Source organism: Candidatus Synechococcus calcipolaris G9 (genome assembly GCF_029582805.1).
Taxonomy (GTDB): Bacteria; Cyanobacteriota; Cyanobacteriia; order Thermosynechococcales; family Thermosynechococcaceae; genus Synechococcus_F; species Synechococcus_F calcipolaris.
In genome coordinates this window covers 119,228-141,684 of the sequence record NZ_JAKKUT010000001.1, presented here as the reverse complement: position 1 = coordinate 141,684, position 22,457 = coordinate 119,228, and the positions used below count along the sequence as shown (strand labels likewise).

General features: G+C 48.7%; 22 protein-coding genes. 15 read left to right on the top strand and 7 right to left on the bottom strand.

The annotated features are described in order from the left end of the window. The first annotated feature begins 71 nt into the window (after positions 1-71). Positions 72-1,823 (top strand): hypothetical protein, encoded by a 1,752-nt coding sequence (locus tag L3556_RS00715; protein ID WP_277865384.1) that lies wholly within the window; start codon positions 72-74, stop codon positions 1,821-1,823. Between the two features lie 43 nt (positions 1,824-1,866). Here the strand turns inward: L3556_RS00715 and L3556_RS00710 are convergent, their stop codons facing one another. Beyond that, positions 1,867-3,198 carry a four-carbon acid sugar kinase family protein gene (locus tag L3556_RS00710; protein ID WP_277865383.1) on the bottom strand — a complete coding sequence of 444 codons (1,332 nt, stop codon included), beginning with the start codon at positions 3,196-3,198 and terminating at the stop codon, positions 1,867-1,869. Between the two features lie 227 nt (positions 3,199-3,425). On the opposite strand from L3556_RS00710, the gene rpsD reads away from it, so the two are divergent. From rpsD to rpsJ, 7 genes are all read left to right on the top strand, one after another. Next, complete coding sequence (gene rpsD / locus L3556_RS00705; RefSeq protein WP_277865382.1) at positions 3,426-4,034, top strand: 30S ribosomal protein S4; 609 nt, start codon at positions 3,426-3,428, stop codon at positions 4,032-4,034. Between the two features lie 15 nt (positions 4,035-4,049). After that, positions 4,050-5,147 (top strand): peptide chain release factor 1, encoded by a 1,098-nt coding sequence (gene prfA / locus L3556_RS00700; protein WP_277865381.1) that lies wholly within the window; start codon positions 4,050-4,052, stop codon positions 5,145-5,147. A 615-nt stretch (positions 5,148-5,762) separates the two neighbouring features. Beyond that, complete coding sequence (gene rpsL / locus L3556_RS00695) at positions 5,763-6,158, top strand: 30S ribosomal protein S12 (RefSeq protein ID WP_277865380.1); 396 nt, start codon at positions 5,763-5,765, stop codon at positions 6,156-6,158. A gap of 115 nt (positions 6,159-6,273) precedes the next feature. Next, positions 6,274-6,744 (top strand): 30S ribosomal protein S7, encoded by a 471-nt coding sequence (gene rpsG, locus L3556_RS00690; RefSeq protein ID WP_277865379.1) that lies wholly within the window; start codon positions 6,274-6,276, stop codon positions 6,742-6,744. 105 nt (positions 6,745-6,849) lie between these two features. Then, complete coding sequence (gene fusA, locus L3556_RS00685) at positions 6,850-8,925, top strand: elongation factor G (protein ID WP_277865378.1); 2,076 nt, start codon at positions 6,850-6,852, stop codon at positions 8,923-8,925. Positions 8,926-8,944: 19 nt separating this feature from the next. Further along, positions 8,945-10,174, top strand: a complete 1,230-nt coding sequence (tuf, locus tag L3556_RS00680) for an elongation factor Tu (RefSeq protein WP_277865377.1) — start codon at positions 8,945-8,947, stop codon at positions 10,172-10,174. Positions 10,175-10,324: 150 nt separating this feature from the next. After that, positions 10,325-10,642, top strand: a complete 318-nt coding sequence (gene rpsJ, locus L3556_RS00675) for a 30S ribosomal protein S10 (RefSeq protein WP_277865376.1) — start codon at positions 10,325-10,327, stop codon at positions 10,640-10,642. A gap of 20 nt (positions 10,643-10,662) precedes the next feature. On the opposite strand, the gene L3556_RS00670 is transcribed toward rpsJ, so the two are convergent. Further along, entirely contained in the window at positions 10,663-11,850 is a 1,188-nt protein-coding gene (locus L3556_RS00670) for a cysteine desulfurase family protein (protein WP_277865375.1), read from the bottom strand. 389 nt (positions 11,851-12,239) lie between these two features. On the opposite strand from L3556_RS00670, the gene L3556_RS00665 reads away from it, so the two are divergent. The 6 genes from L3556_RS00665 (at position 12,240) to L3556_RS00645 (ending at position 15,837) form a co-directional block, all read left to right on the top strand. After that, entirely contained in the window at positions 12,240-13,100 is an 861-nt protein-coding gene (locus tag L3556_RS00665) for an AbiJ-NTD4 domain-containing protein (protein ID WP_277865374.1), read from the top strand. A 187-nt stretch (positions 13,101-13,287) separates the two neighbouring features. Continuing rightward, a complete protein-coding gene (locus tag L3556_RS00660; protein ID WP_277865373.1) occupies positions 13,288-13,611 on the top strand; it encodes a nucleotidyltransferase family protein in 324 nt (107 codons plus the stop codon). 88 nt (positions 13,612-13,699) lie between these two features. Next, entirely contained in the window at positions 13,700-13,831 is a 132-nt protein-coding gene (locus L3556_RS16250) for a HepT-like ribonuclease domain-containing protein (protein WP_422110745.1), read from the top strand. After that, positions 13,779-14,582 (top strand): choice-of-anchor Q domain-containing protein, encoded by an 804-nt coding sequence (locus tag L3556_RS00655; protein WP_277865372.1) that lies wholly within the window; start codon positions 13,779-13,781, stop codon positions 14,580-14,582. Before L3556_RS16250 ends, L3556_RS00655 begins: the two co-directional genes overlap by 53 nt. Positions 14,583-14,626: 44 nt before the next feature. Beyond that, positions 14,627-15,253, top strand: a complete 627-nt coding sequence (locus L3556_RS00650) for a hypothetical protein (protein WP_277865371.1) — start codon at positions 14,627-14,629, stop codon at positions 15,251-15,253. Between the two features lie 140 nt (positions 15,254-15,393). Then, positions 15,394-15,837: an NfeD family protein gene (locus L3556_RS00645; RefSeq protein ID WP_277865370.1), complete on the top strand. Its 444-nt coding sequence runs from the start codon at positions 15,394-15,396 to the stop codon at positions 15,835-15,837. Positions 15,838-15,868: 31 nt separating this feature from the next. Here the strand turns inward: L3556_RS00645 and L3556_RS00640 are convergent, their stop codons facing one another. The 4 genes from L3556_RS00640 to L3556_RS00625 form a co-directional block, all read right to left on the bottom strand. Further along, the gene (locus tag L3556_RS00640; RefSeq protein WP_277865369.1) at positions 15,869-16,456 is read right to left on the bottom strand and encodes a hypothetical protein; all 588 of its coding nucleotides are present in this window, start codon (positions 16,454-16,456) and stop codon (positions 15,869-15,871) included. A 26-nt stretch (positions 16,457-16,482) separates the two neighbouring features. After that, positions 16,483-18,093 (bottom strand): DUF6930 domain-containing protein, encoded by a 1,611-nt coding sequence (locus tag L3556_RS00635; protein ID WP_422110741.1) that lies wholly within the window; start codon positions 18,091-18,093, stop codon positions 16,483-16,485. A gap of 160 nt (positions 18,094-18,253) precedes the next feature. After that, a complete protein-coding gene (locus tag L3556_RS00630; RefSeq protein ID WP_277865367.1) occupies positions 18,254-19,612 on the bottom strand; it encodes a MotA/TolQ/ExbB proton channel family protein in 1,359 nt (452 codons plus the stop codon). Positions 19,613-19,800: 188 nt separating this feature from the next. Continuing rightward, a complete protein-coding gene (locus tag L3556_RS00625) occupies positions 19,801-20,526 on the bottom strand; it encodes a pyridoxine 5'-phosphate synthase (RefSeq protein WP_277865366.1) in 726 nt (241 codons plus the stop codon). Between the two features lie 163 nt (positions 20,527-20,689). Here L3556_RS00625 and L3556_RS00620 point away from each other — a divergent pair, with 163 nt between their 5' ends. After that, a complete protein-coding gene (locus L3556_RS00620) occupies positions 20,690-21,391 on the top strand; it encodes an SIMPL domain-containing protein (protein ID WP_277865365.1) in 702 nt (233 codons plus the stop codon). Between the two features lie 36 nt (positions 21,392-21,427). Here L3556_RS00620 and cofG read toward each other — a convergent pair whose 3' ends face one another. Further along, entirely contained in the window at positions 21,428-22,411 is a 984-nt protein-coding gene (cofG, locus tag L3556_RS00615; RefSeq protein WP_277865364.1) for a 7,8-didemethyl-8-hydroxy-5-deazariboflavin synthase subunit CofG, read from the bottom strand. Positions 22,412-22,457: the final 46 nt, after the last annotated feature.

Here is a 22,457-nt window from a genome sequence, read left to right as displayed (position 1 = left end):
GGGGTAAAAATGAAGAACGCAGCGCAGCAATTAGGGATTAATCTTAAGGGTAGCTTATCGGGGTGGTAGCCATGGCCAGTATTCAGCGAACTCCTGCCAGTGGGCAAACATTGAACCGCTTGATCCAGCGGGGGCGATCGCTCCTGGAGGCTTTGCCCCGATCCTTGAGCGCCTTTTTAATTAGTTTCACCATTCTTAGTGGCCTGGATTTTTTTAGCCAGCTTGTTATCGAACAGGATTTTTATTTTGTCGATTATCTTCAGCGCATTTTTGCGGATATTGATCCCCTCATTGACATTGGCTTTGCCCCAGAGGTTTGGTTGGCGGTCATTGGACTGACCCTGGGAACCCTGATCATTGTCATTTCCATTGCCGCCCAAAGCATTCCCAAAATCACCGAATTGTATATGCAGGACTGGATCAGCTTGATCTATGTCTGGTTTCTTGTCCTCTCCGGAACTCACATTCTTTACGTCAAAATTATTACGGAGTTGGGGTGGCCCTCCCTGGGCAGTACCCTCCTCAATCTCTATATTTTCTTGCCCTTTGCCATTATTACTGCCCTTCCCTATATTTTCTATATTCTGAAATCAACCCAACCGGAAAATGTCGTTAGCCAAATCTACCATCGTCAACAGTTAATCATTCATGCCCTGGCTGAATCTGGCAATGAGAGTTTATTTAAGCGTTCCAGTTATGTGCAGCGTTGGCAAAAGAAACTTTTAGATAGCCTAAATCAGCTAGATGATCTCCTCACCTATGTGGATTTTAAGGAACCCCAGGCCGATATTATTCAAGCCATTAGCCTATTACTACAAAATTACATATTTCATAAGAAAAATATCCCTACTCCCTTTTTCCAGCTAACCCCCGCCGTCTGTTCCGATATTTCCTTCAAAACCCTCTTTGATCAATTTGAGCAGATTGAGACTCAACAAACCTTTTATGAACAAAAATGTCTCCGGCTCTTGGGCAATGCCTATATTCGCTTTTTAGATGGGGACGAATTTGACCTGGCCTCCCTTTGTGGGGCAGAAATGTGTAGTATTACCGATGCAACCCTAGTCAGCAAAAACTATTATTTACTCAATTTAATCATTATTCGTTTGAACACCATGTTGCGTTTTGCCATTAAGCATGGCATTAAACATAATGAAGCTCGTAACTTATATAACTTAGCCTTTCATTATCGTCGCTTCATTGAATGTCTGATTCAGAATCAACAAATGGATACGGCCCAACAGAGTTTTCACTATCTTCGCCTCTATGGGAATGAAATCTATCACCTGGCGAGAACGAGTCCAGCCCTCTATTTTATTGTGGATGTCTTTGCCGCTGAAATGAAAAAGATATTAATCCTCGTGCATCAGAAAAACTGGTCGGAGCAGAGTCAAAGGGAACTCTTGGAGGAAATGCTGTTACTGGATAATCCGCCGGAGGCCCATCGCCGCGATCGCCACCGAGATCACTCTAGAGATCAGCGGGATCAGGCTCCTAATTTTAATAATGGTGTCCGTCTCATTCAAATGGGCCTGGGGTTGTTTTATCTCAAGCATCGCTACCCAGATTTTGCCCAACGCATTGCCAACGATATTTTAGAAGACGCGGATGTGCTTGGCCTCGAGCTATTTCGGCGAACCGTCAGTTACAATTGCGATCGCCTGCGTCAAGCCCAACCCAAATTTTGGGAAGACACTGATCGCGGTAACGTCAATCTCTACTACAGCCCTGACATTGAGATGCTTGGGGACTTTGAAGCCATGTTGTTTAATGAAGATGCCCTCAAGTACCTTGTCAACAAATTGGATCATCCCCATAGTTAAAACGGCTATGAGGAATCGTCATTCGCATTCGGAACCAGGGAGATTAGGCGAGATCACAAGCCATGAGGCGTTTATACACCGTAAGTAACCCCTGGCGATCGCCCACATTTCCGGGAAATAGCACCACCGGCAACTCTGGAAAACGGGGATGATCGAGCCCAGTCCGTACCACTGAACACCCCGGTAAAATTTGTCCCAACAGTCGGGCTGTGGGTAAGTTGAGTCCCGTACTCAGAACATCGTTGGATGTAATGCCCCCCTTACTGATCAAAAAGCTGATCTGGGGCGGCAGTTCCCGGACAATGGCCATGAGTACCTCGGAGACCTTGAGGCCAAAGGCCAGGCGGGTGGTGGTATCGGCAAACTGTAATTCCTGGCGACTGGTAAAGAGTACCGGCGTTTGACCAGCCTCAAACACCCTGGTGATTTGCCCTAAACTGTCCTGAATTAACTCGGGGGCCGCATCTCCGTTATCGACTAACTCCGCCACCGCCAACTCAATGCCGACCACACCGGAATCTCCAAGCAAACAGGTCAACTGCTCCGTGGTTTTTTGAACATGGGAGCCGACAACAATGACCCCTGGGTGGGAACTACGGCGATATTGCCCCATGGACTCGGCAGGAATGGGTTGGGGTGGTAATTGGGCTAAGGCCGTGAGCAGACTGGCCGCACTGCGGAATAGAAACCGTTTTCCGGTGGCGGCAACGGCCAAGACATCCTCGGCAAACCGATCCAAATCCCCCTGGGTTTCAGCATCCACGACCCCACATATATTTCCCTGAAGCTGGGCCAATCGGGGTTGAATGCCTTGACGAATGTCCTTTAACAAAAATTGCTCCACCCGATCCGCCGGAATCCGCCCCTGGGTTTTCTCGGCAACATAGTCCGGCAAGTAGCTGTGGTGATAGGCAAAGACAGAATCCTGGGCAAATTCCGTTTCATGCACCGGCGTTAGTTTCCCGTCAATCTTCAGGTAGTGAATGCTATCACGGGTAATGCGTCCCCCCTCTAGGAATGCCGGGACTAAAAAATGGGCATCAAAGGGGCCCAATGCCGTGGCGATCGCATCGGTTTCAATCGGATAATGCCCCCTCAGGGTGGAGTCGGAGCGGCTGACCACTAAAAAATCTGGCACGTTGGGTTGGTCGAGGAGGGCAATTTTGAGGTTTTGGCAAGCCTCCTTCGTGACGCTCTCTGCCTGATCCGCAGGGAGGGCACGGGTATTGGTCAAAATGAACATGATTGGTGAACTGTCCGCCAAACCCATAGTCAGGGTCGGCACATCCCAGCAAGTCAGCAGCAAACAGCTATGAACGGTTTGGGATCCCGTCGGATCATCGTCTAGAACAATAATTTTGGTAGGGTGCGCCATCGGAAACCAGTCACCGTCAACGTATTTTTAATCAACACTCACCATTTTAATCCCAGTCCATATTAATTCCAGATTAATTCCAGGATCGATTTTAATTGCAGAATTGATCTTGCGATCGCCCCCATCCCTCGCTATACTAGGAAAGCCGATCCGGTAGGGGTCTTGGATTTCCCATGTCTAGACACCCTGTTCTTTTCCTAAAGGTTACAAACAGTAGGTAACGTTACATGGCTCGATATCGTGGCCCCCGTTTAAGAATTGTTCGTCGTCTCGGTGAGTTAGCTGGGTTAACCCGCAAATCACCCAAACGTTCCTATCCCCCTGGTCAACATGGCCAAGCGCGGCGGAAGCGTTCTGAGTATGCAGTTCGCTTAGATGAGAAGCAAAAATTACGCTTTAACTATGGTGTATCCGAGCGGCAGTTAGTGCGCTATGTTCGCAAGGCACGGCGGGTAAGTGGTTCCACCGGATTAGCCCTATTGCAACTTCTAGAAATGCGCCTAGATAATACGGTATTCCGTTTGGGCATGGCCCCCACCATCCCTGGGGCCCGGCAACTGGTCAACCACGGCCACATTACGGTCAATGGCAAAACCGTTTCTATTGCCAGCTATCAATGCCGCCCTGGGGAAATCATTGGGGTTCGCAACAACGATCGCTCCCGTAAGCTAGTGGAAGCTAATCTTCAAAATCCTGGTTTAGCCAATCTTCCTAGTCACTTAGAGTTTGACAAAAACAACCTGACAGGTAAGGTGAATGGCATTGTGGAACGGGAATGGATTGCCCTGCAAGTCAACGAACTCCTAGTGGTTGAGTTCTACTCTCGTAAGGTCTAAATTCCTTTTTTAGCCATGGCTGAAGCCTATCTGCTGGATAAACTCCGTTCCGTTGAACAAACGTTCCATGAATTGACGCGGCGTTTGGCGGATCCGGATGTAGCGGTGAATCCCAATGAATTTCAGCGGGTCGCCAGAAGTCGGGCTGCCCTAGAGGAAACGGTAACAGTCTACGATACTTGGAAGTCCCTCACCCAAGAGTTAAGGGAAACTCGGCAACTACTCAAGGATACCGGCAGCGATGCTGAAATGCGGCAAATGGCCGAGGAAGAAGTTGCCGACCTCTCGGAAAAAATTGCCAACCTAGAAGCTCACCTAAAGGTACTCCTGCTGCCCCGGGATCCCAACGATGATAAAAACATCATGCTGGAAATTCGGGCAGGGGCCGGTGGCGATGAAGCGGGCATCTGGGCCGGAGATCTGGTGCGGATGTATACCCGCTATGCCAAGACCCAGGGCTGGCAAGTGAACTTAGTGAGCGAATCCTTGGCGGAGATGGGGGGGGTCAAAGAAGCCATCCTGGAAATCAAGGGCGATCGCGTCTATAGCCAACTCAAGTTTGAATCTGGCGTGCATCGGGTGCAGCGGGTTCCCCTCACGGAAGCGGGGGGACGGGTGCATACCTCAACGGCTACCGTGGCAATTATGCCGGAAGTGGATGAAGTTGAGGTTCAGATTGATCCCAAAGATATTGAAATGAGTACGGCCCGATCCGGTGGTGCGGGGGGGCAAAACGTCAACAAAGTTGAAACCGCTGTTGATCTGTTCCACAAACCCACGGGTATTCGTATTTTTTGTACGGAAGAACGGAGTCAATTAAAAAATAAAGAGCGGGCGATGCAGATTTTACGGGCCAAGCTCTACGAACTAAAATTGCGGGAACACCAAGATGCCATTACCTCAATGCGGCGGTCTCAGGTGGGCACGGGCGATCGCTCCGAAAAGATTCGCACTTATAACTACAAAGACGATCGCGTCACCGATCATCGCCTCGCCCAAAATTTTAGCCTGAGTTCCATCCTGGAAGGGGACATCGAAACGGTGGTTCAATCCTGCATTAGTCGAGATCAGCAGGAACAGTTAGCCCAACTGGCGGCGGATCAGAACCTATAAAATCTGGCGAAGTCTTAAAACCTAGAAGTTATACCGAGGGCACTTAGAGCAAAACTCATCAACTTCTTCCTTGGTCTTGTTTGTCACCCTCATCACTGTCAGCAAAAAAGTAGGTTTTATAAAATCACCAGCCGATTGAAAGTTCAAGTCATAGCAATAGGCAGAACACATGGGTTGTTCTATTAATGGACAGTAAAACAATTCCTCATCTGGGTCGGCGTTATCTGCTCCGATTAACTTTTCCATAGCGTCTCACCAATCTCTTCTAGCCTGGCAACCGATAATTTGGGCATCTACAACAAAATTGATCAATCTCTTTCCTTGTCTTCTTCGTTTGCTTCATAACTGCCAGCAAAACTTTCTCACTTGGCGTAAAAACTCGGCCAGCTTCATACCCCAAGCCTTCACAATAGTAATCAGTAATATCCTGATCCAGCAATGGGCAGAAATATAAACTATCTCCTTAGCGAGTGGAACTGGTCGAACCAGAACGACGATGACCTAGACAAGCACCGACCATTGAGCAACGGTATTAGATTTTTTGAGCTTGTCTTGACACCTATCCCCTCTGATCACTACAATGATAGTTCGGTGAAATAATCAGTAGTGTCGGTAATGCCCACCATCCAGCAACTTATCCGCCAAGAGCGGGAACTTCTCAAAAAGAAAACCAAGTCGCCTGCCCTCAAAAGCTGTCCTCAACGGCGGGGAGTTTGCACGAGGGTCTACACTACGACCCCAAAAAAGCCTAATTCAGCTTTACGGAAAGTAGCGCGGGTACGTTTAACTTCTGGCTTTGAAGTCACCGCCTATATTCCAGGCATTGGCCATAACCTCCAAGAGCACTCGGTCGTCATGATTCGCGGTGGTCGGGTTAAGGATTTACCCGGTGTCCGTTACCACATTATTCGTGGCACTCTGGATACCGCTGGCGTGAAAGATCGCAAGCAAGGCCGCTCTAAATATGGGGCCAAGCGTCCCAAGGAAGGGGCTGCCGCTGGCAAGAAATAAGCCAGATGGATCTTTATCCCTCAGGGACTTTTCCCCTAATGGCTTAGTCCCCGTTGAAATTCCCGGTTATCTTTTTTTGTTCTACGTTATTTAAGTCTCATCACCCCAAGGAACTATGTCCCGTCGAACTCGTGCTCAAAAACGCCCCACGGCTCCGGATCCGGTGTACAACAATCGCTTAGTCAGTATGCTGATTCAGCGGATTATGCTCAGTGGCAAAAAATCTATTGCCAGTCGGATTGTCTATGACGCAATGAAGACCGTCGAAGAGCGCACGGGAGAGGAAGCCTTGCAGGTATTTGAGCGGGCGATCAAAAATGCAACTCCCCTAGTGGAAGTTAAGGCCCGTCGGGTTGGTGGTGCCACCTATCAAGTCCCCATGGAAGTCCGCTCCGATCGCGGTGTGGCCTTGGCCCTGCGCTGGTTGGTGCAATTTTCCCGGAAGCGGGCTGGGCGATCGATGACGGCCAAGCTTGCCAATGAATTGATGGATGCGGCCAACGAAACTGGAAGTACGATCCGTAAGCGGGAAGAAACCCACAAAATGGCGGATGCAAATAAAGCTTTTGCCCATTACCGCTATTAATATGCGTCTGATTGGTGAGATTACTCAAGGATCACGCAAGGGGTTCAGGAGTTGGATACAATTATTTAAGAATTCTAAAGCAATGCTAAGGATAAGGAGGTAGCTGTGGCACGGACGACCCCGCTCGAGCGAGTGCGAAATATCGGGATTGCCGCTCATATTGATGCGGGTAAGACAACCACAACCGAACGGATTTTATTTTATTCTGGTGTCGTCCATAAAATGGGTGAGGTTCATGACGGTACGGCCGTCACGGACTGGATGGCCCAGGAACGGGAGCGGGGCATTACGATTACGGCTGCCGCCATTAGTACATCCTGGAATGATCATCAAATTAATATTATTGACACCCCCGGCCACGTTGATTTCACCATTGAAGTCGAGCGTTCCATGCGGGTTCTCGATGGTGTGATTGCTGTTTTTTGTTCTGTCGGTGGTGTTCAACCCCAGTCAGAGACAGTTTGGCGGCAGGCAGATCGCTATAGTGTGCCTCGTATTGTATTCGTCAATAAGATGGATCGCACCGGGGCTAATTTCTACAAAGTGTATGGCCAAATTCGCGATCGCCTCCGGGCCAATGCCGTCCCCATTCAACTCCCCATTGGTGCCGAAGATAATTTAACGGGTATTGTTGACCTAGTGCGGATGCGGGCTAAGGTCTACAAGGATGATCTGGGCAAAGACATTCAAGATACGGAAATTCCAGCCGATATGGTTGAACTGGCGGAAGAATACCGGATCAAACTGGTGGAAGCTGTCGCCGAAACCGATGACACCCTGATGGAGAAATACCTGGAAGGGGAAGATTTAACTGAAGCGGAAATTCGCGCTGCCCTGCGTCAAGGCACCATTTCCGGGGCGATCGTGCCGATGCTGTGCGGTTCTGCATTCAAAAATAAAGGGGTACAATTGCTGCTAGATGCGGTAGTGGACTACCTACCGGCTCCCATTGATGTGCCGGCCATTAAGGGCTTACTGCCCGATGGCAGTGAGGTGGCGCGGGCTGCGGATGATACCCAACCCTTGGCGGCTTTGGCGTTTAAGATCATGTCCGATCCCTATGGTCGTCTCACCTTTGTGCGCGTCTACTCCGGCATTCTCAAAAAAGGCAGCTATGTCCTCAATGCCACTAAGGATAAGAAGGAACGTATTTCCCGCCTCATTGTCCTCAAAGCGGATGATCGCATTGAAGTGGATGAACTGCGGGCGGGGGATCTGGGGGCTGCCCTCGGTCTCAAGGATACCTTTACGGGGGATACCATCTGCGAAGATGCCTCACCCATTGTTCTAGAATCTTTATTTGTCCCAGAGCCAGTCATCTCGGTGGCAGTCGAACCCAAGACCAAGCAGGATATGGAAAAGCTTTCCAAAGCCCTCCAGTCCCTTTCCGAGGAAGACCCCACCTTCCGGGTGAGTGTTGACTCCGAAACTAATCAAACGGTCATTGCTGGCATGGGCGAACTCCACCTAGAAATTCTTGTGGATCGGATGCTGCGGGAGTTTAAGGTGGAAGCCAATATTGGTCAACCCCAAGTTGCCTATCGGGAAACCGTGCGTCAACCGGTTCGTTCCGAGGGTAAATTTATTCGCCAAAGTGGTGGTAAAGGTCAGTACGGCCATGTGGTCATCGAACTCGAACCCGCTGAGTCAGGAACAGGTTTTGAATTTGTTTCCAAGATTGTGGGTGGGGTTGTACCCAAGGAGTATATTGGCCCGGCAGAGCAAGGGATGAAAGAAGCCTGTGAATCGGGTATTTTGGCAGGTTATCCCGTGATTGACCTAAAAATCACCTTAGTGGATGGGTCTTACCACGATGTCGATTCCTCTGAAATGGCCTTCAAGATTGCCGGTTCCATGGCCATTAAGAGTGCCGTAATGAAGGCCAATCCGGTATTACTGGAGCCAATGATGAAGGTCGAAGTTGAGGTTCCAGAAGACTTCCTGGGAACCGTGATGGGAGATTTGATTTCCCGTCGCGGTCAAATTGAGGGACAAACAACGGAGGCAGGTCTTGCCAAAGTCACAGCCAAGGTTCCTCTAGAACGGATGTTTGGCTATGCCACTGATATTCGTTCTAATACCCAGGGGCGGGGTATCTTCTCAATGGAATTTAGCCATTATGACGAAGTACCCCGTAATGTGGCTGAAACCATCATTGCCAAAAATAAAGGGAACGCATAGTTACACATAGAGGAAAAACATGGCACGCGCTAAATTTGAACGGACAAAACCCCACGTTAATATCGGTACCATTGGTCACGTTGATCACGGTAAAACAACTCTGACTGCTGGGATCACGATGACCCTATCGGCTTTGGGCCAAGCTTCCGCCCGTAAGTACGATGAAATTGATGCTGCTCCCGAAGAAAAACAGCGGGGGATTACGATTAATACGGCTCACGTCGAGTATGAGACGGAAAAACGCCACTATGCCCACGTGGATTGTCCGGGCCACGCTGACTATGTGAAAAACATGATCACTGGGGCCGCCCAGATGGATGGAGCTATTCTCGTGGTGGCAGCAACAGACGGTGCCATGCCCCAAACCAAGGAGCATATTCTTTTGGCTCGTCAGGTGGGGGTTCCCAGCATTGTTGTTTTCCTGAACAAAGTGGATCAGGTGGACGACGATGAACTCCTTGAACTCGTGGAACTAGAACTGCGGGAGCTTTTGAGTGAGTATGAATTCCCCGGCGATGATTTGCCCATTATTCGTGGTTCTGGCTTAATGGCCCTAGAGGCAATGACGGAAACTCCCACCCTGAAGCGGGGTGACAATGAGTGGGTTGATAAAATCTACGATCTGATGGATGCGGTGGATGAGTCCATTGCTACCCCAACGCGGGATGTGGATAAGCCCTTCTTGATGGCAGTGGAAGACGTATTCTCGATTACTGGTCGGGGTACGGTGGCCACGGGCCGGATTGAGCGCGGTAAGGTCAAGGTAAATGAAACGGTGGAACTCGTGGGTTTACGGGAAACACGCACAACTACGGTCACCGGCATTGAGATGTTCAAGAAAAGTCTTGATGAAGGGATGGCTGGGGACAATGCGGGTTTATTGCTCCGGGGTTTGAAAAAAGAAGATATTCAGCGGGGAATGGTGATTGCCAAACCCGGTTCGATTACCCCCCACACCCAATTTGAAGGGGAAGTCTATATTTTGACGGACAAAGAGGGGGGACGGAAAACGCCATTCTTCTCTGGCTACCGCCCTCAATTCTATGTGCGGACAACGGATGTAACGGGTACCATTACGGCCTTTACCGCTGATGATGGCAGTGATGCGGAAATGGTGATGCCCGGCGATCGCATCAAAATGACGGTGGAGTTGATCAACCCGATCGCCATTGAGCAGGGAATGCGCTTTGCCATTCGGGAAGGCGGCCGTACCATCGGAGCAGGTGTGGTTTCCAAAATCTTGAAGTAGGCAATCCATGATCTAGGCCGCTAAGTTGATACTCTCTAGGGTTCAATGGGCGGCCTTTGATTGTGAATTCCTTGGATATGAATTCTGTGTTCCTGATGTTGACGGCTATTTTTTCTTTTAACTGAACCTAGAAAATTTAAGGACTTTATTATGGCTATCCTGCAACAGCAGAAAATTCGCATCCGCTTAAAAGCTTTTGACCACAGATTACTCGACACATCCTGCGATCGCATTGTAGATACGGCTAAACGTACAGGGGCCTCCCCTGTGGGCCCGATCCCCATGCCGACACGACGTAAAATTTATTGTGTGCTGCGATCGCCCCACGTAGATAAGGACTCGCGGGAGCATTTTGAAACCCGCACCCATCGCCGCATTATTGATATTTATCAACCCTCTCCTAAAACCATTGATGCCCTGATGAAACTGGATTTACCCTCCGGTGTTGATATTGAAGTGAAGCTCTAGACATTTTATTATCTCTAAATTTATTTCTTGCTTTGGGATGGTTTAAGTAGATTTAAGTAATTGTACCCCCGCAGTTTTGCCACGGTGTTTTGAATGATATGGATGGCCTGATCAATCTCTGCTTCCGTCGTGTATCGTCCCAAACCAAATCGTAGTGAGGCCTTTGCTAGGGCGGGCGATCGCCCCAGAGCGAGGAGGACATGGGATGGTTGCCCCTGGTTAGAACTACAGGCCGATCCGGAAGAGATGGCTAAGTGGGGATACAATTCTGCCAACAGTCGTGGGCCATCAACGCCATGAATCGTCACATTTAAGCAACCCGCTAGGGTGTTCTGGGGATGACCGTTCAGTTCAATCCCCTGGAGGGACTCTAGTCCATGCCAAAGTTTTTGACGCAATGCTTGCAATCGAAGGGTTTGCGATTCAAGTTGCTCTAGTCCCATCTGGACTGCCTTGGCAAAACCGACAATTTGTGGTGTGGCTAGGGTTCCCGATCGCCAGTTGTTTTCTTGACCGCCGCCATGAATTTGGGCCGCAAGTTTGACCGAGGGCCGGCGAATATAGAGAGCGCCTACGCCCTTAGGTCCATAGATTTTGTGAGCGGTTAAGGACATTAAATCTACATTTAGGGTTTGAACATTCAGGGGAATTTTGGCGATCGCCTGGGCGGAATCCGTATGAAACAAAACTCCCCGTTGACGACAGATAGCACCAATTTCGGATATGGGCTGAAGAACCCCAATTTCATTATTGGCCGCCATGATCGAGACTAAAACCGTATCGGCTCGAATCGCCTGCTCTAAGTGAGTTAAGTTAACTAAGCCATCCCCTTGTACCGATAGGTAAGTGACCTCAAACCCGACGGATTCTAAATACCGGCAGGGGGACAGAACCGCTTGATGTTCAGTTGCGACGGTAATTAGATGTCGTCCCTTAGTGAGATAGGCTTCAGCTACCCCCTTAATGGCTAAATTATTGGCCTCCGTCGCCCCACTGGTAAAGATTATTTCCTGGGGCTCTGCGGCGATCGCCTCCGCAATCCTCTTCCTCGCCTCCTTGATCGCCGCTGCCGCTTCCCAGCCATAGCGATGCCCACCACTGGAAGGATTCCCCGGCCGCTCAATAAAGTAGGGCAACATTGCCTCTAAAACCACTGGATCTAGGGGAGTTGTGGCCTGGGCATCTAAATAGATCGGTTGCTGGGACATCCTATTGATTGCCTGAAATCCTTAATTCTTTGTGAATCTCTAAATGGTTACAACAGAGATTCTTTGATTCTAATTTCGCCAGGATATATATGCATCAAATCGCTTTATTTCATCCCAAATAGGCACATTATACGGTAAAGTTCCACATGACAGGCCCTACCCCACCAGCCAAATCCCTTGACCAACCATGCTTAAATCCCAATTTTGGCAGTTTTTATGTCAGCTATTTAGTCAATATTGACACCTAAAAATCAGAGTGTTAGCATGGCTACAATCCAGATTAGGAAATAAATTTTACGCTATTCACTACTTTGGCGTATATATGGAAAGTCTCTGCATATATAGTAGTTAGCGGTCAATTTTCAAATCATACATTTAACACTAAATTTATGCCAAGCTTTTCCGAAAGATTAGGAATTACACCTATAAAATCAGTAATACAGATTGATTCAATAGACGATAATCTCAGAAACTCTCTATGGAATGCTGTTAATATATTTTACTTGAATAAGATTAATGCATTTTATTTTCACGATAATAACTCTGATTTTGTGCAATTGATTAATAGCTTATGGGTATACTATTTTAAAAATAGAATTGACGAGTTATCATCTCAAACTTATCTTATCAAAAGTTATCTAAAAGAGTATTTTTTCTCTGCCCAATGGTACGAGGTTTATAATTTTATAGAAATACTACCAAATTATTTTACAGAACTCTATTCAGGTAACAAAACCAATGAGAAATTCATACAGTATGTTAATGAAGTATTAAAAATTGAATTATCTGGATATCGATTTGTAGATGATATAATTACACCAATTACTAACGAAGAAGAGATTATATCCATTGAAAATTCTTTAAATAATAAATCTTTAACTAACTCTATTCAGATTCATCTGAAATCCGCGCTAAAACTTATCTCTGATAGAGTAAACCCTGATTATAGAAATTCAATTAAAGAAGCAATAAGCGCTGTAGAAGCACATTGTAAACAAATTGCTAATAAAGATAAGGCAACACTTGGAGAAGCATTAAAGATTATTGAAAATAATAAGACAATTCACCCTGCTTTACTGAAAGCATTTTCAAGTTTATATGGGTACACAAGTGATGCAGATGGAATAAGACATGCTTTACTTGACGCTGACAATTTAGATCAAGAAGATGCATTGTTTATGATTGTGTCATGCAGTGCTTTTATTAACTTATTGAGTAGTAAACAAGCAAAAATAAAAAGTAACTTATAATTCCAGCAGATCGCTAACAAGCGTTTCGTGCTGACGGGTTTGCATTTTTTGCTTAACTTCAGACTTGGTCGCCCCGCAGCACAAACGCAGGGTCGTTGGGCTGCTTTATATCCTGTTTGGGACGGTGCTTGAGTGTTATCTGTGAGCCTCTTGTGCTGTGATAGACTCAGCATTAGATGATTAGTCTATGCAAACGATGCCAGTACAAATGAAAGCCCAAGTACTAGCTCTGCTCCACGAGTATCACCAGGAGTTACACCGTTTGGGAGTGAGACGATGCGGTGTTTTCGGCTCATTTGCCCGTGACACTGCAATTCACCCTCAAAGTGATGTTGATATTTTGGTTGCTTTTGAGCCAGCCCAGAAAACGTTTGATAACTTTATACACCTATCTTTTTTTCTAGAGGATATTTTTGGTAGAGCAGTTGACCTCATCACGATAGAATCATTAAGTCCTTATATTGGTCCGCGTATATTCGATGAGGTCGAGTATGTCTCCCTTGGCTCGTGAATACTTACAGCACATTCTTGATGAAACAACCTACATCATGGCGAGTTCTACGAGTTTAGACAAGGCGAAATTTGTGTAAGATGAAACGCTGAAGCGCGCTTACGTTTGTAGTATTGAAGTAATCGGTGAAGCTGTCAAACAGTTACCAGATGGGTTGCGTCAGAAATATGATGCTATTGAGTGGCGAGCGATGGCTGGGATGCGCGATCAGTGGCAATAAGGCTACGGATCCTTCATCCGGCGGCGGCGGCGGGATTGTGAATAATGTTACGGTCAACGTGACCAACAGCATTATTAGTGGTAATGAGTCTACTGCTACTGTCGGCCCTGAAATTAATAACGGTGGCGCTCTAAACTTTACCGGCAATAACCTTGTTGGGCAAAACAACACTCTGGGCATTGGTGGCGGGATCTCCAGTGGGGCAGGCAACGTCATTACTCCTTCAGTTCCAACCAGTCAAATTATTGGCCCCCTCGCCAACAATGGCGGCCCCACCCAAACCCATGCCCTCTTACCGGACAGTCCGGCCTTAGCCGTAGGTGATCCTAGCCAAACAGGTTTGCCGGCAACAGATCAGCGGGGGGAGCCTCGTCTCAGGGATGGCTTGCTCGATTTGGGGGCATATCAGTTTCAATTACCCGTTACTCCTACTGATCCTCCTACAACAACTCCAGCCATGACTCCTGTCGTGCAACCCCCCGCAGCACCGCTAGTAGTTACACCTGTCACATCAACTGTGCCCCAACCTCCTGTACCCCCAGTGACACCACCACCAACCATCTTTGTCTTTGTGCCTGCGCCAGTAGAGTTGAAATTTCCCCAAGAGCTACTAACCATTTTGCAAGGTCAGGAGCAAACCCAACTTCCCCTAGAGCAAAGCCTCTGTCAATTACTCGAAGAAAGAGATGAGATAGTCTTAGAGATTGATGGTGTGCCCGTAGAGTCTGCCCTAGCGGCGGAGTGCAGTTAGGTATCCTAGAGATAGACAAGCCATAAAAATCTAGGGTCAAAACCATGGCAACCACCGCCGATGATGTGTGGCGTTTATTGGGTGAACTCGCCGAAGCCCAAAAAGAAACCGAACGACTTCTCAAGGAGCAGTCTCAGGAAGCAGAGCGTCGATTCCAGGAAGCAGAACGCCGCTTCCAGGAAACAGAGCAAATCCTCAAAGATCAAGCTCGCAAGACCGATCGCCAAATCCAGCAAGTTAATCAACAAATTGGTAATCTAGGCAATCGCCTTGGGGAGTTTGTCGAGTGGCAAGTCCGTCCCGCCGCCGTCCGTCTCTTTCGAGAGCGGGGTATCGCTGTGCGTCAACTTGCCAGTGATGTCACGATTGAAGCAGGGGAAGATAGCCTGGAAATTGATTTACTGGTGGTCAATGGTGATGAAGCTGTTGCCGTCGAAGTCAAAAGTAAACTCAGCCAAACCGATGTGAATGAGCATCTCGAACGCATTGCCAAATTTAGACGCTTATCCCCCCAACATCGCTCCATGAAACTAATGGGAGCCGTGGCTGGCATGGTCGTTCCACCGGAGGTTGCCCGCTATGCCTATCATCAGGGTTTATTTGTCCTAGCTCAGTCTGGTGATAGTATGGTGATTCTCAATGATGATAAATTTAAGGCAAAAACTTGGTAGAACGATCAAAAAGAGTCTCCTGCCAATGTTCTGCTAAAGTCAGCCGTATACAATATAAATATCAAAAATATTAAAATTCCCCAAAAAGCCTTTCCATGTCCTAAATGTAACCCATTAATTTACTCAGGGAAGTCTAAAAAATGGCTGCTGTGATTGATCCCTTTTGGCTCTGGATTATTTTAGGGGCCGTCCTATGCTTCCTAGAAGTTATTTTTCCTACGGCCTTTGTGGAAATGATGCTGGGCCTCAGTGCCTTTGTGATTGCCTTTGTTTCCCTACTGATTCCTTACTTTCCGCTTCAGGTTGTTCTCTGGCTGATCCTAGCGGTAATGCTGATTTATGTGGGACGACGATTTATGCCCCGCCGGGGCGATCGCCTACTCCAGGATGCCGTTGAAGCAGAAACCCTGACGGCCATTGCTCCAGGGGGCCACGGGCGGGTTTTATACGAAGGGAATTCTTGGCAGGCCCGCTGTGATGATCCCTATCTAGAAATTCCCCAATCTAAAAAAGTGTTTGTGCTACGGCGGGAAGGAACGACGCTGATTATTATGCCCGAAGATGCCCTAGGCAATCGCCCGTAATCTGGCGACCATAATTTGGATGCTACCTAACCTAGGTGGGGTTTTCATCAACGGTTGAGTTTTTGAATCTCTTACCTATTTTTCTCAAGGGCAAAATAAGGTGTTGACGAACTTCTGGAATCAATTGAACGCCACTCAGTAAAATGGCGATCGCCCCCAAGCCAATGAGCAAAATATAAAAGGGTCGCAATGTTGGCCCCAGATAGGTTCCCTGATGAATGGACAAGAAAATGGCCGCCTGTTCCTTGCTCAGGCCAAACCAGGCCCGACCCAGTCGATAGGAAATACCGGTGATGCCACTGACAATCAGCGGCAGGGCAGCGATGGGGGCAATCAGGTGATGAATTTTTCGAGCCGTGAAGAGCCCTGGCGTTGGTCGTTGAAAGAATAGCAGAAAACCACTGGCAATCATGGCCAAAAGACCCAGGCCCAAGACTAAAACATATACAGGAATTAGGCTCTCCCCCAAAAATCGGCCTTCATGGAGGGTCATCATCGCCCGGCCAAAGGATTTCGGTAGCCCCAACCAACTACGGCCAATGCGATGGCCAACTCCCGTCAGAGCCGTTAGTAAAAAGGGAAAAAATAGGGCGATTGCTAGCCGTTGATGAAATTTCATGGGGGTTCATCTAATCATCTAATGCTCTAGTCATCTACTAAGGAAAGATAGGGAACCTCTAGGAAAGCCCATAGATCAGAAAATTGAGGGTTCATCCGTCCCTTTCCGGTGATGCCACTGGCTAAAAGGACGACACACCACCCCCCACTTTTCCGGCATAGTTTATCCCATTGTTTGAAGACTTTCATGTACCCTTTATCTTCAGGATCGTATTCATTACAGTAGATAAACTCACCGCCACTGGTTTGTAGCATTAGAATATGCTTTGGTGATTCATGGAGCGAGGCATCCGACTTCACGATTTGAACCCAATTCAAACCATCCCCTGTCGCTAAGGTTTGCACCATTGTCCGTACTTTTGGTTGACTCGTTTGAATGATCAGGGTTGCCATCGAAGACGCTTTTAAGGGTAATTCTCCCTCCTGGTAATACCTGGTATAGTTTTTCGCCTCCTCCAGCCAAGCCATGGGCCGCTCATCCAGGAAAACCAAGGACTTATCTGGTACAAAATTGTCATTAATGGGGATAACTTTCAGGTCTAGACCATCCCCTGTTGTCCTTAGAAAAGGATTTGTCTTGTCCGGCTCCATGGCTTGCAATGTAGCGGTCACATCGGGCAACGTACTCACAACCCAGCTAATATTGGTCTGGGCGATCGGATGCTTGATCTTGGTGGTTGCTTCAAGGGCAGGAAATCGATTAACGTTAATCTTTTTATTATTTTTTTGCCAGAACTTGAGAAATGCCTCTAGCCCCATATATATGATTGCCGCTTCTTCTTCGTCCAGATAGGTACGTAACCCTTCTAAGGGATGAATACTGCCAAAGGAAGGGACAACAACAGTGCTACTGCTGGGGGGGGAGTCCATCGGGCTAGGGAGCAGGGAAGGGTACCGATCTCCCTCATCCGTAAGATTGAAGGTCAGAAATATACAGTCTTGGCGTAGAAAGGCTGTCTCGGACTCATTGAAATTGTCAGACTCTATACTGGTCTCTAAATTTATTTCGAAGACATTTTGGCGGAAACTGATGAGGGAATCAAGATTACGATAGAGAAGAACGCCATACTCTTCGCCCAGAAATCCTAAAAATGTGGCGAAGAAGCAACTGTCCAAGGCTTTACAGGCAATACGGAATATCTGGCTATCTAGGAGATTTTGCCAGGGGGCTGCTGTCCAGAGGCGATCGACGACATCATCCATGACTCCTTGCAAAGGCTCAGGAATCTCATCGGGGGTTGAGGTGGAAGCGTGATCCAGGTAGTTAAATAATTCGCTGCTAAAAGGGAGTTGATCCGCATAGGTAATATCAATATCCAGATCTTTTAATGCTCCCCGCAAAAAAAACTGAAACTCGCGATCGCTAGTGATAATTTCTTGGGGTAGAGAACCCTCCTGCCCCCCTTGGGGTTTTTCTATAGCCTGCATCAATAGCCGCGTCATAACTTCTGGTGTGACTGGAGTTTTGATAACTTCCATTGCCCTGACACCGGGGCTAGTACTATCGACCCACACCATGCAGGTTTGTTGATCGTTTTCATTTCTGGGGTTAACGATTGTGCGCCAAGCACCCTCCCAAACGACGGGTAATTGTGGAAGACGTTTGAGGCGGCGAACCGTAGAGGCAGGAAGAGTCACGTGAGTAGGGTATGAATAGAGGACATTGATAATGAATTGAGAGTGATAGGAATAATGAAATAGCAATAATGATCTAATGGACTGTTTTTATCTTAAGGTAGGCCGTTATTCAGGGGACTGGCAATCAAATTTTGAGAAATGTAAAATTTTTCCCTGGTATTTATTCCGCATTTTGTTCAACGAGCATGACGCGGCGGGGCTGGGAAAGTTGCTTGAGTACGGGTTGAAGTTGCTCTAGGCTTTGGTTCAGGTCATGGATTACCAATTGAAGGCTCCCCGTTTCCGCTAGGGCGTTGAGGGCTTGATTCAGGGAGGCCAGTAGTTCCAATCGCTGTTGCAGAGTTTGACTACTTTGCTCTAGAAGTTGGGCAAGGGCCTGGGTCTGATTGGAAATGTGTCCGGAAAAGTCGTCCTGGCTACGGTGGAGTTCGGTCACTAGGACTTGACTACGCTCCTGAAATTCATGGAGTAACTGCTGGAAGGCCTGATCTTGGTTATGGTGCTGCTCCTCTAGGGTGGTGAGAAACTGTTTGCGATCGCTGGTGAGGGCCTGGGCTAAACGGCCTAAATGATTCACTAATTGCTCCAGGGTAGCCTGGGCTGGCTCCATCAGGGCTTCTGGACTGGGTAATTCCTCCCGGAGAACGGCTTGGATTGTTTCTTGCAGGTCTGAGGTGGTTAAGCTGGCGGTGGGGGTGGCCATGGGAAGTCGGGCTAAAACGTAGTCGTTAATGTAGCCATCAATGGTGAGGAGGAGTTTAGATTCTTGCCGCTCCACAATGACAAGGGGAATCATCACCAGCACGCTCAGAATTAAGGCGACCAGGGTCGTATCAAAGGCAACGGCTAGGCCCGTCGTTACGCCACCAATTCCTTCCTTGATCTGATCGACTTCTTGGGCTGTTTGCAGAAAGCTAGAAAAGCCGCTGACCGCCTGACTAATACCGACCACCGTACCAATAAACCCCAACAGGGGAATGGCCCAAACCAAGACCCGTGGAATGGTGTAGGAGGCTTCTGAGGCCGCAGCGGCCGCACTACTATCTTCCGCCACCACTTCATTGGCCGCTTCCCGACTGCCCCCCACCATGTAGGCCCCTAGGGTACGGGCACAGCGCACGGGCAGGAGCGATCGCCGTTGGGCCAGGGTATGCTGCAACTGGGCTAAACTGGCATCGGTGGGAGATTTTAGGGGAAAGTTCATGGGCACCCACCCTTGACGCAGGGATGCCAATTGACTAAGAAGGGCAAGGGCCTTCAGCAGTGTAAATGCCATCACAAAAATGGCAAACAAAATCGCTACAGGTTGGGTCCAGCCCCGCTCAAAGAGTAGTTGGCCCAGATAGGTCGCCCGTAGGGGGAACAGCAAAATATAAATCCCCAGGGTTCCCACACCCGCAGCCAGGAGGGCAATCCAGATATTGGCATCAATGTCTTTCCGATCCACGATCACGGGGGCGATCGCCATGGGTGAGGTGGCAGTAGGGTTAGGCGAAGATTCTGGGGGCGAAAGGGTCATGAATTTCCACGGTAACGAGATGGACAGTAAACAGTAATTAAGATGGACAATAACGAGATAGGCAAACCGAGATAGATAAACGAAATACACAACAACAAGGAATGAGGCGGAAACGCTTTTCTTACGGTAATATCCTTGAGGATCCTCGGCAAGGAACCCATGGATACCCGCCCCAGATTTAGGGAAACTTAGGGGAATCGGCCGGCGATCGCCCGCTTCATTTCTTGCACGGCCCGCTCTAGTCCCACTAAAACTGCCCGACTGACAATGGTATGGCCAATATTCAGTTCTTCCATCCCTTCCAATTGGGCCACGGGGTAAACATTCAAATAGGTTAAGCCATGACCCGCATTCACCCGCAAACCTAAGTCCTTGGCTTGCCAGAGGCCACGAGCGAGGTTTTGTAGCTCTTGGAGTTGGGCCCCTTCCCCCACAGCTTCCGCATACTGGCCGGTATGGAGTTCGATAAACTTGGCCCCGGTTTTGGCCGCAGCACGAATTTGATCCGGATCCGCATCAATAAATAAACTGACGGGAATATCGGCGTTTTGCAGGGTAGCCACAACCTGGGTTAGGGATTCGACTTGGGCGATCGCATCGAGGCCGCCTTCCGTTGTCACCTCTTGGCGACGTTCCGGAACTAGAGTGACATAATCCGGCTGAATATCTAGGGCAATGGCCACCATTTCCGGCGTGGCTGCCATTTCCAGGTTGAGATGGGTACGTACCGTTTGCCGCAGAATTTGCACATCCCGCTCTTGAATATGGCGGCGATCTTCCCGCAGGTGAACCGTAATGCCATCGGCTCCCCCCAATTCTGCGAGAATAGCGGCGGCAACGGGATCCGGCTCAATGGTTTGACGGGCCTGACGGAGGGTGGCCACATGATCAATATTTACACCGAGGGTAGGCAATGTTGATTTACCTGAATGTCAAGTTTCTGTTTAGCCATGATAAAGGATCATACAGGGATCGATTTTACAATTTTTGAAACAGCCCCATCCCCACCCCAACCCTATGCCAGAGTAAAGGGAGTTGAGAAACCCTATTTTGATAGTTCTATCCTGAGGTATAGTCTTGATTTATTTTTCCGTTGCCCCGATCCAACGATCGGCAGTCCTAGCGATCGCCCTGGCCCTGTTTGCCATTCAACCCGCCCTGGCCCAAGAAATGCTACGAACTTTAACAGTGACGGGCCGGGGTAGTCAAGCCATTACGGCAACCCTAGCCGACGTATCTTTGGGGGTAGAGGTGCAGGGTAAAACCGCCCAGGAGGTGCAGCAGGAGGTTGCCCGCCGTTCCAATGCCGTCGTGAATGCCCTCCGTGGTAGCAATGTCAGTCAGTTACAAACCACGGGAATTAGTTTGATGCCCAATTATCAATACACCAATAATCAACGGGTTCTGGTGGGATACATTGGCCGCAATACCGTCAGTTTTCAGATTGGCGGCGATCGGGCAGGGCAAATTTTAGATGGAGCCGTGAATGCCGGAGCCACAACGATTAATAATATTTCCTTCACGGCCCCCGATGCCAACCTCACCGATGCCCGTAATGTTGCCTTGCAGCGGGCCACCCAAGATGCCCAAACCCAGGCTCAGGTGGTTCTCTCTAGCTTGAATCTCCGTCCTAATCAGGTGGTGAATATTCAAATTAATCAGGCCACTCCCCCCAGTCTGCCGGTGATGAGAGCAACGGCCCTCTCCGCCGATGCCACGCCCGTATTGCCAGGGGAGTTGACCGTTGAGGCGACGGTGACATTGCAGATCAGCTATTAGTCATATTAGTCAACACACATTAATGACAAGTTACACCTAGGCTTGGTCTGGGGAGATGGGTTGATACCAAGTGTCCAGTCTGTCCTGAACCTCTTGGGAAAACTGGAATTTCCAGGGGGTATAGACGGGAAAGCGTGGCTGCAACTGCCAACCCTGGTTTGCCAACAGTTGCTTCAAAATAGATAGGGGAGCGTGGTCATAATCGGGATTCACATGATCCTGGGGCACAATCCCCCCCAGATCCCGGGCCCCTGCCGCCAAACAGTCGAGGAGAATGCCGGGATGATTAACCAGGTTGGGGGGAATTTGAATCGTAATTTCAGCGGGCAAGATGGAACGGGCGATCGCCACCACCTGGGGGAGTTGGTCTAGGGGGAAATCCGGCAAGGGGGCCAATTGGGTTTGACCGGAGCGATAGGGCTGTAAAATCACTTCTTGGATATGGCCCCAACGATGAAAACTCGCGGCGATCGCCCCTAGGGTATCCTGCCAATCCTGGGCCGTTTCCCCCAAACCTAAAAGGAGTCCCGTGGTAAAGGGAATGCCCAATGCACCGGCCTGCTCCAATTGTCCTAGGCGTAAATGGGGATCCTTGCTGGGGGCATGGCGATGAACGGTATCCAGTAATGTGGGGGTTAATTGTTCCAGCATCAGTCCCATGGAGACATTCACTGTCCGTAATTTCTCCATTTCTAGCCGGCTCAGGGGGCCAATGTTGGTGTGGGGCAAAAAACCATACTCTAGGGCCAGTTGGGCAATGTGGAAACTATGATCAACCCAGGTAGATCTGTGGCGACTTTGGGGATGCACCTCACCACTGAGGATTAAAATTTCAATCGTCTCTTTGCCTTGAAGACTTTTTAGTATTTGGGTAGCCTGGTCGATACTCAACCAACTCGCCTGGCCAATCTCTTGGCGAAAATTACAGTAGGTGCAGCGGTTAAAGCATTCGTAGGTGGGCACTAGGGTAAAGGCTGGACTGTAGGTAATCCTTTGCGGGGCCATGGTGGGGAGAGCCATCCAATCACCGCCTGAATCGGGCAAAGACGCTGGCAAAAAGTCTGGC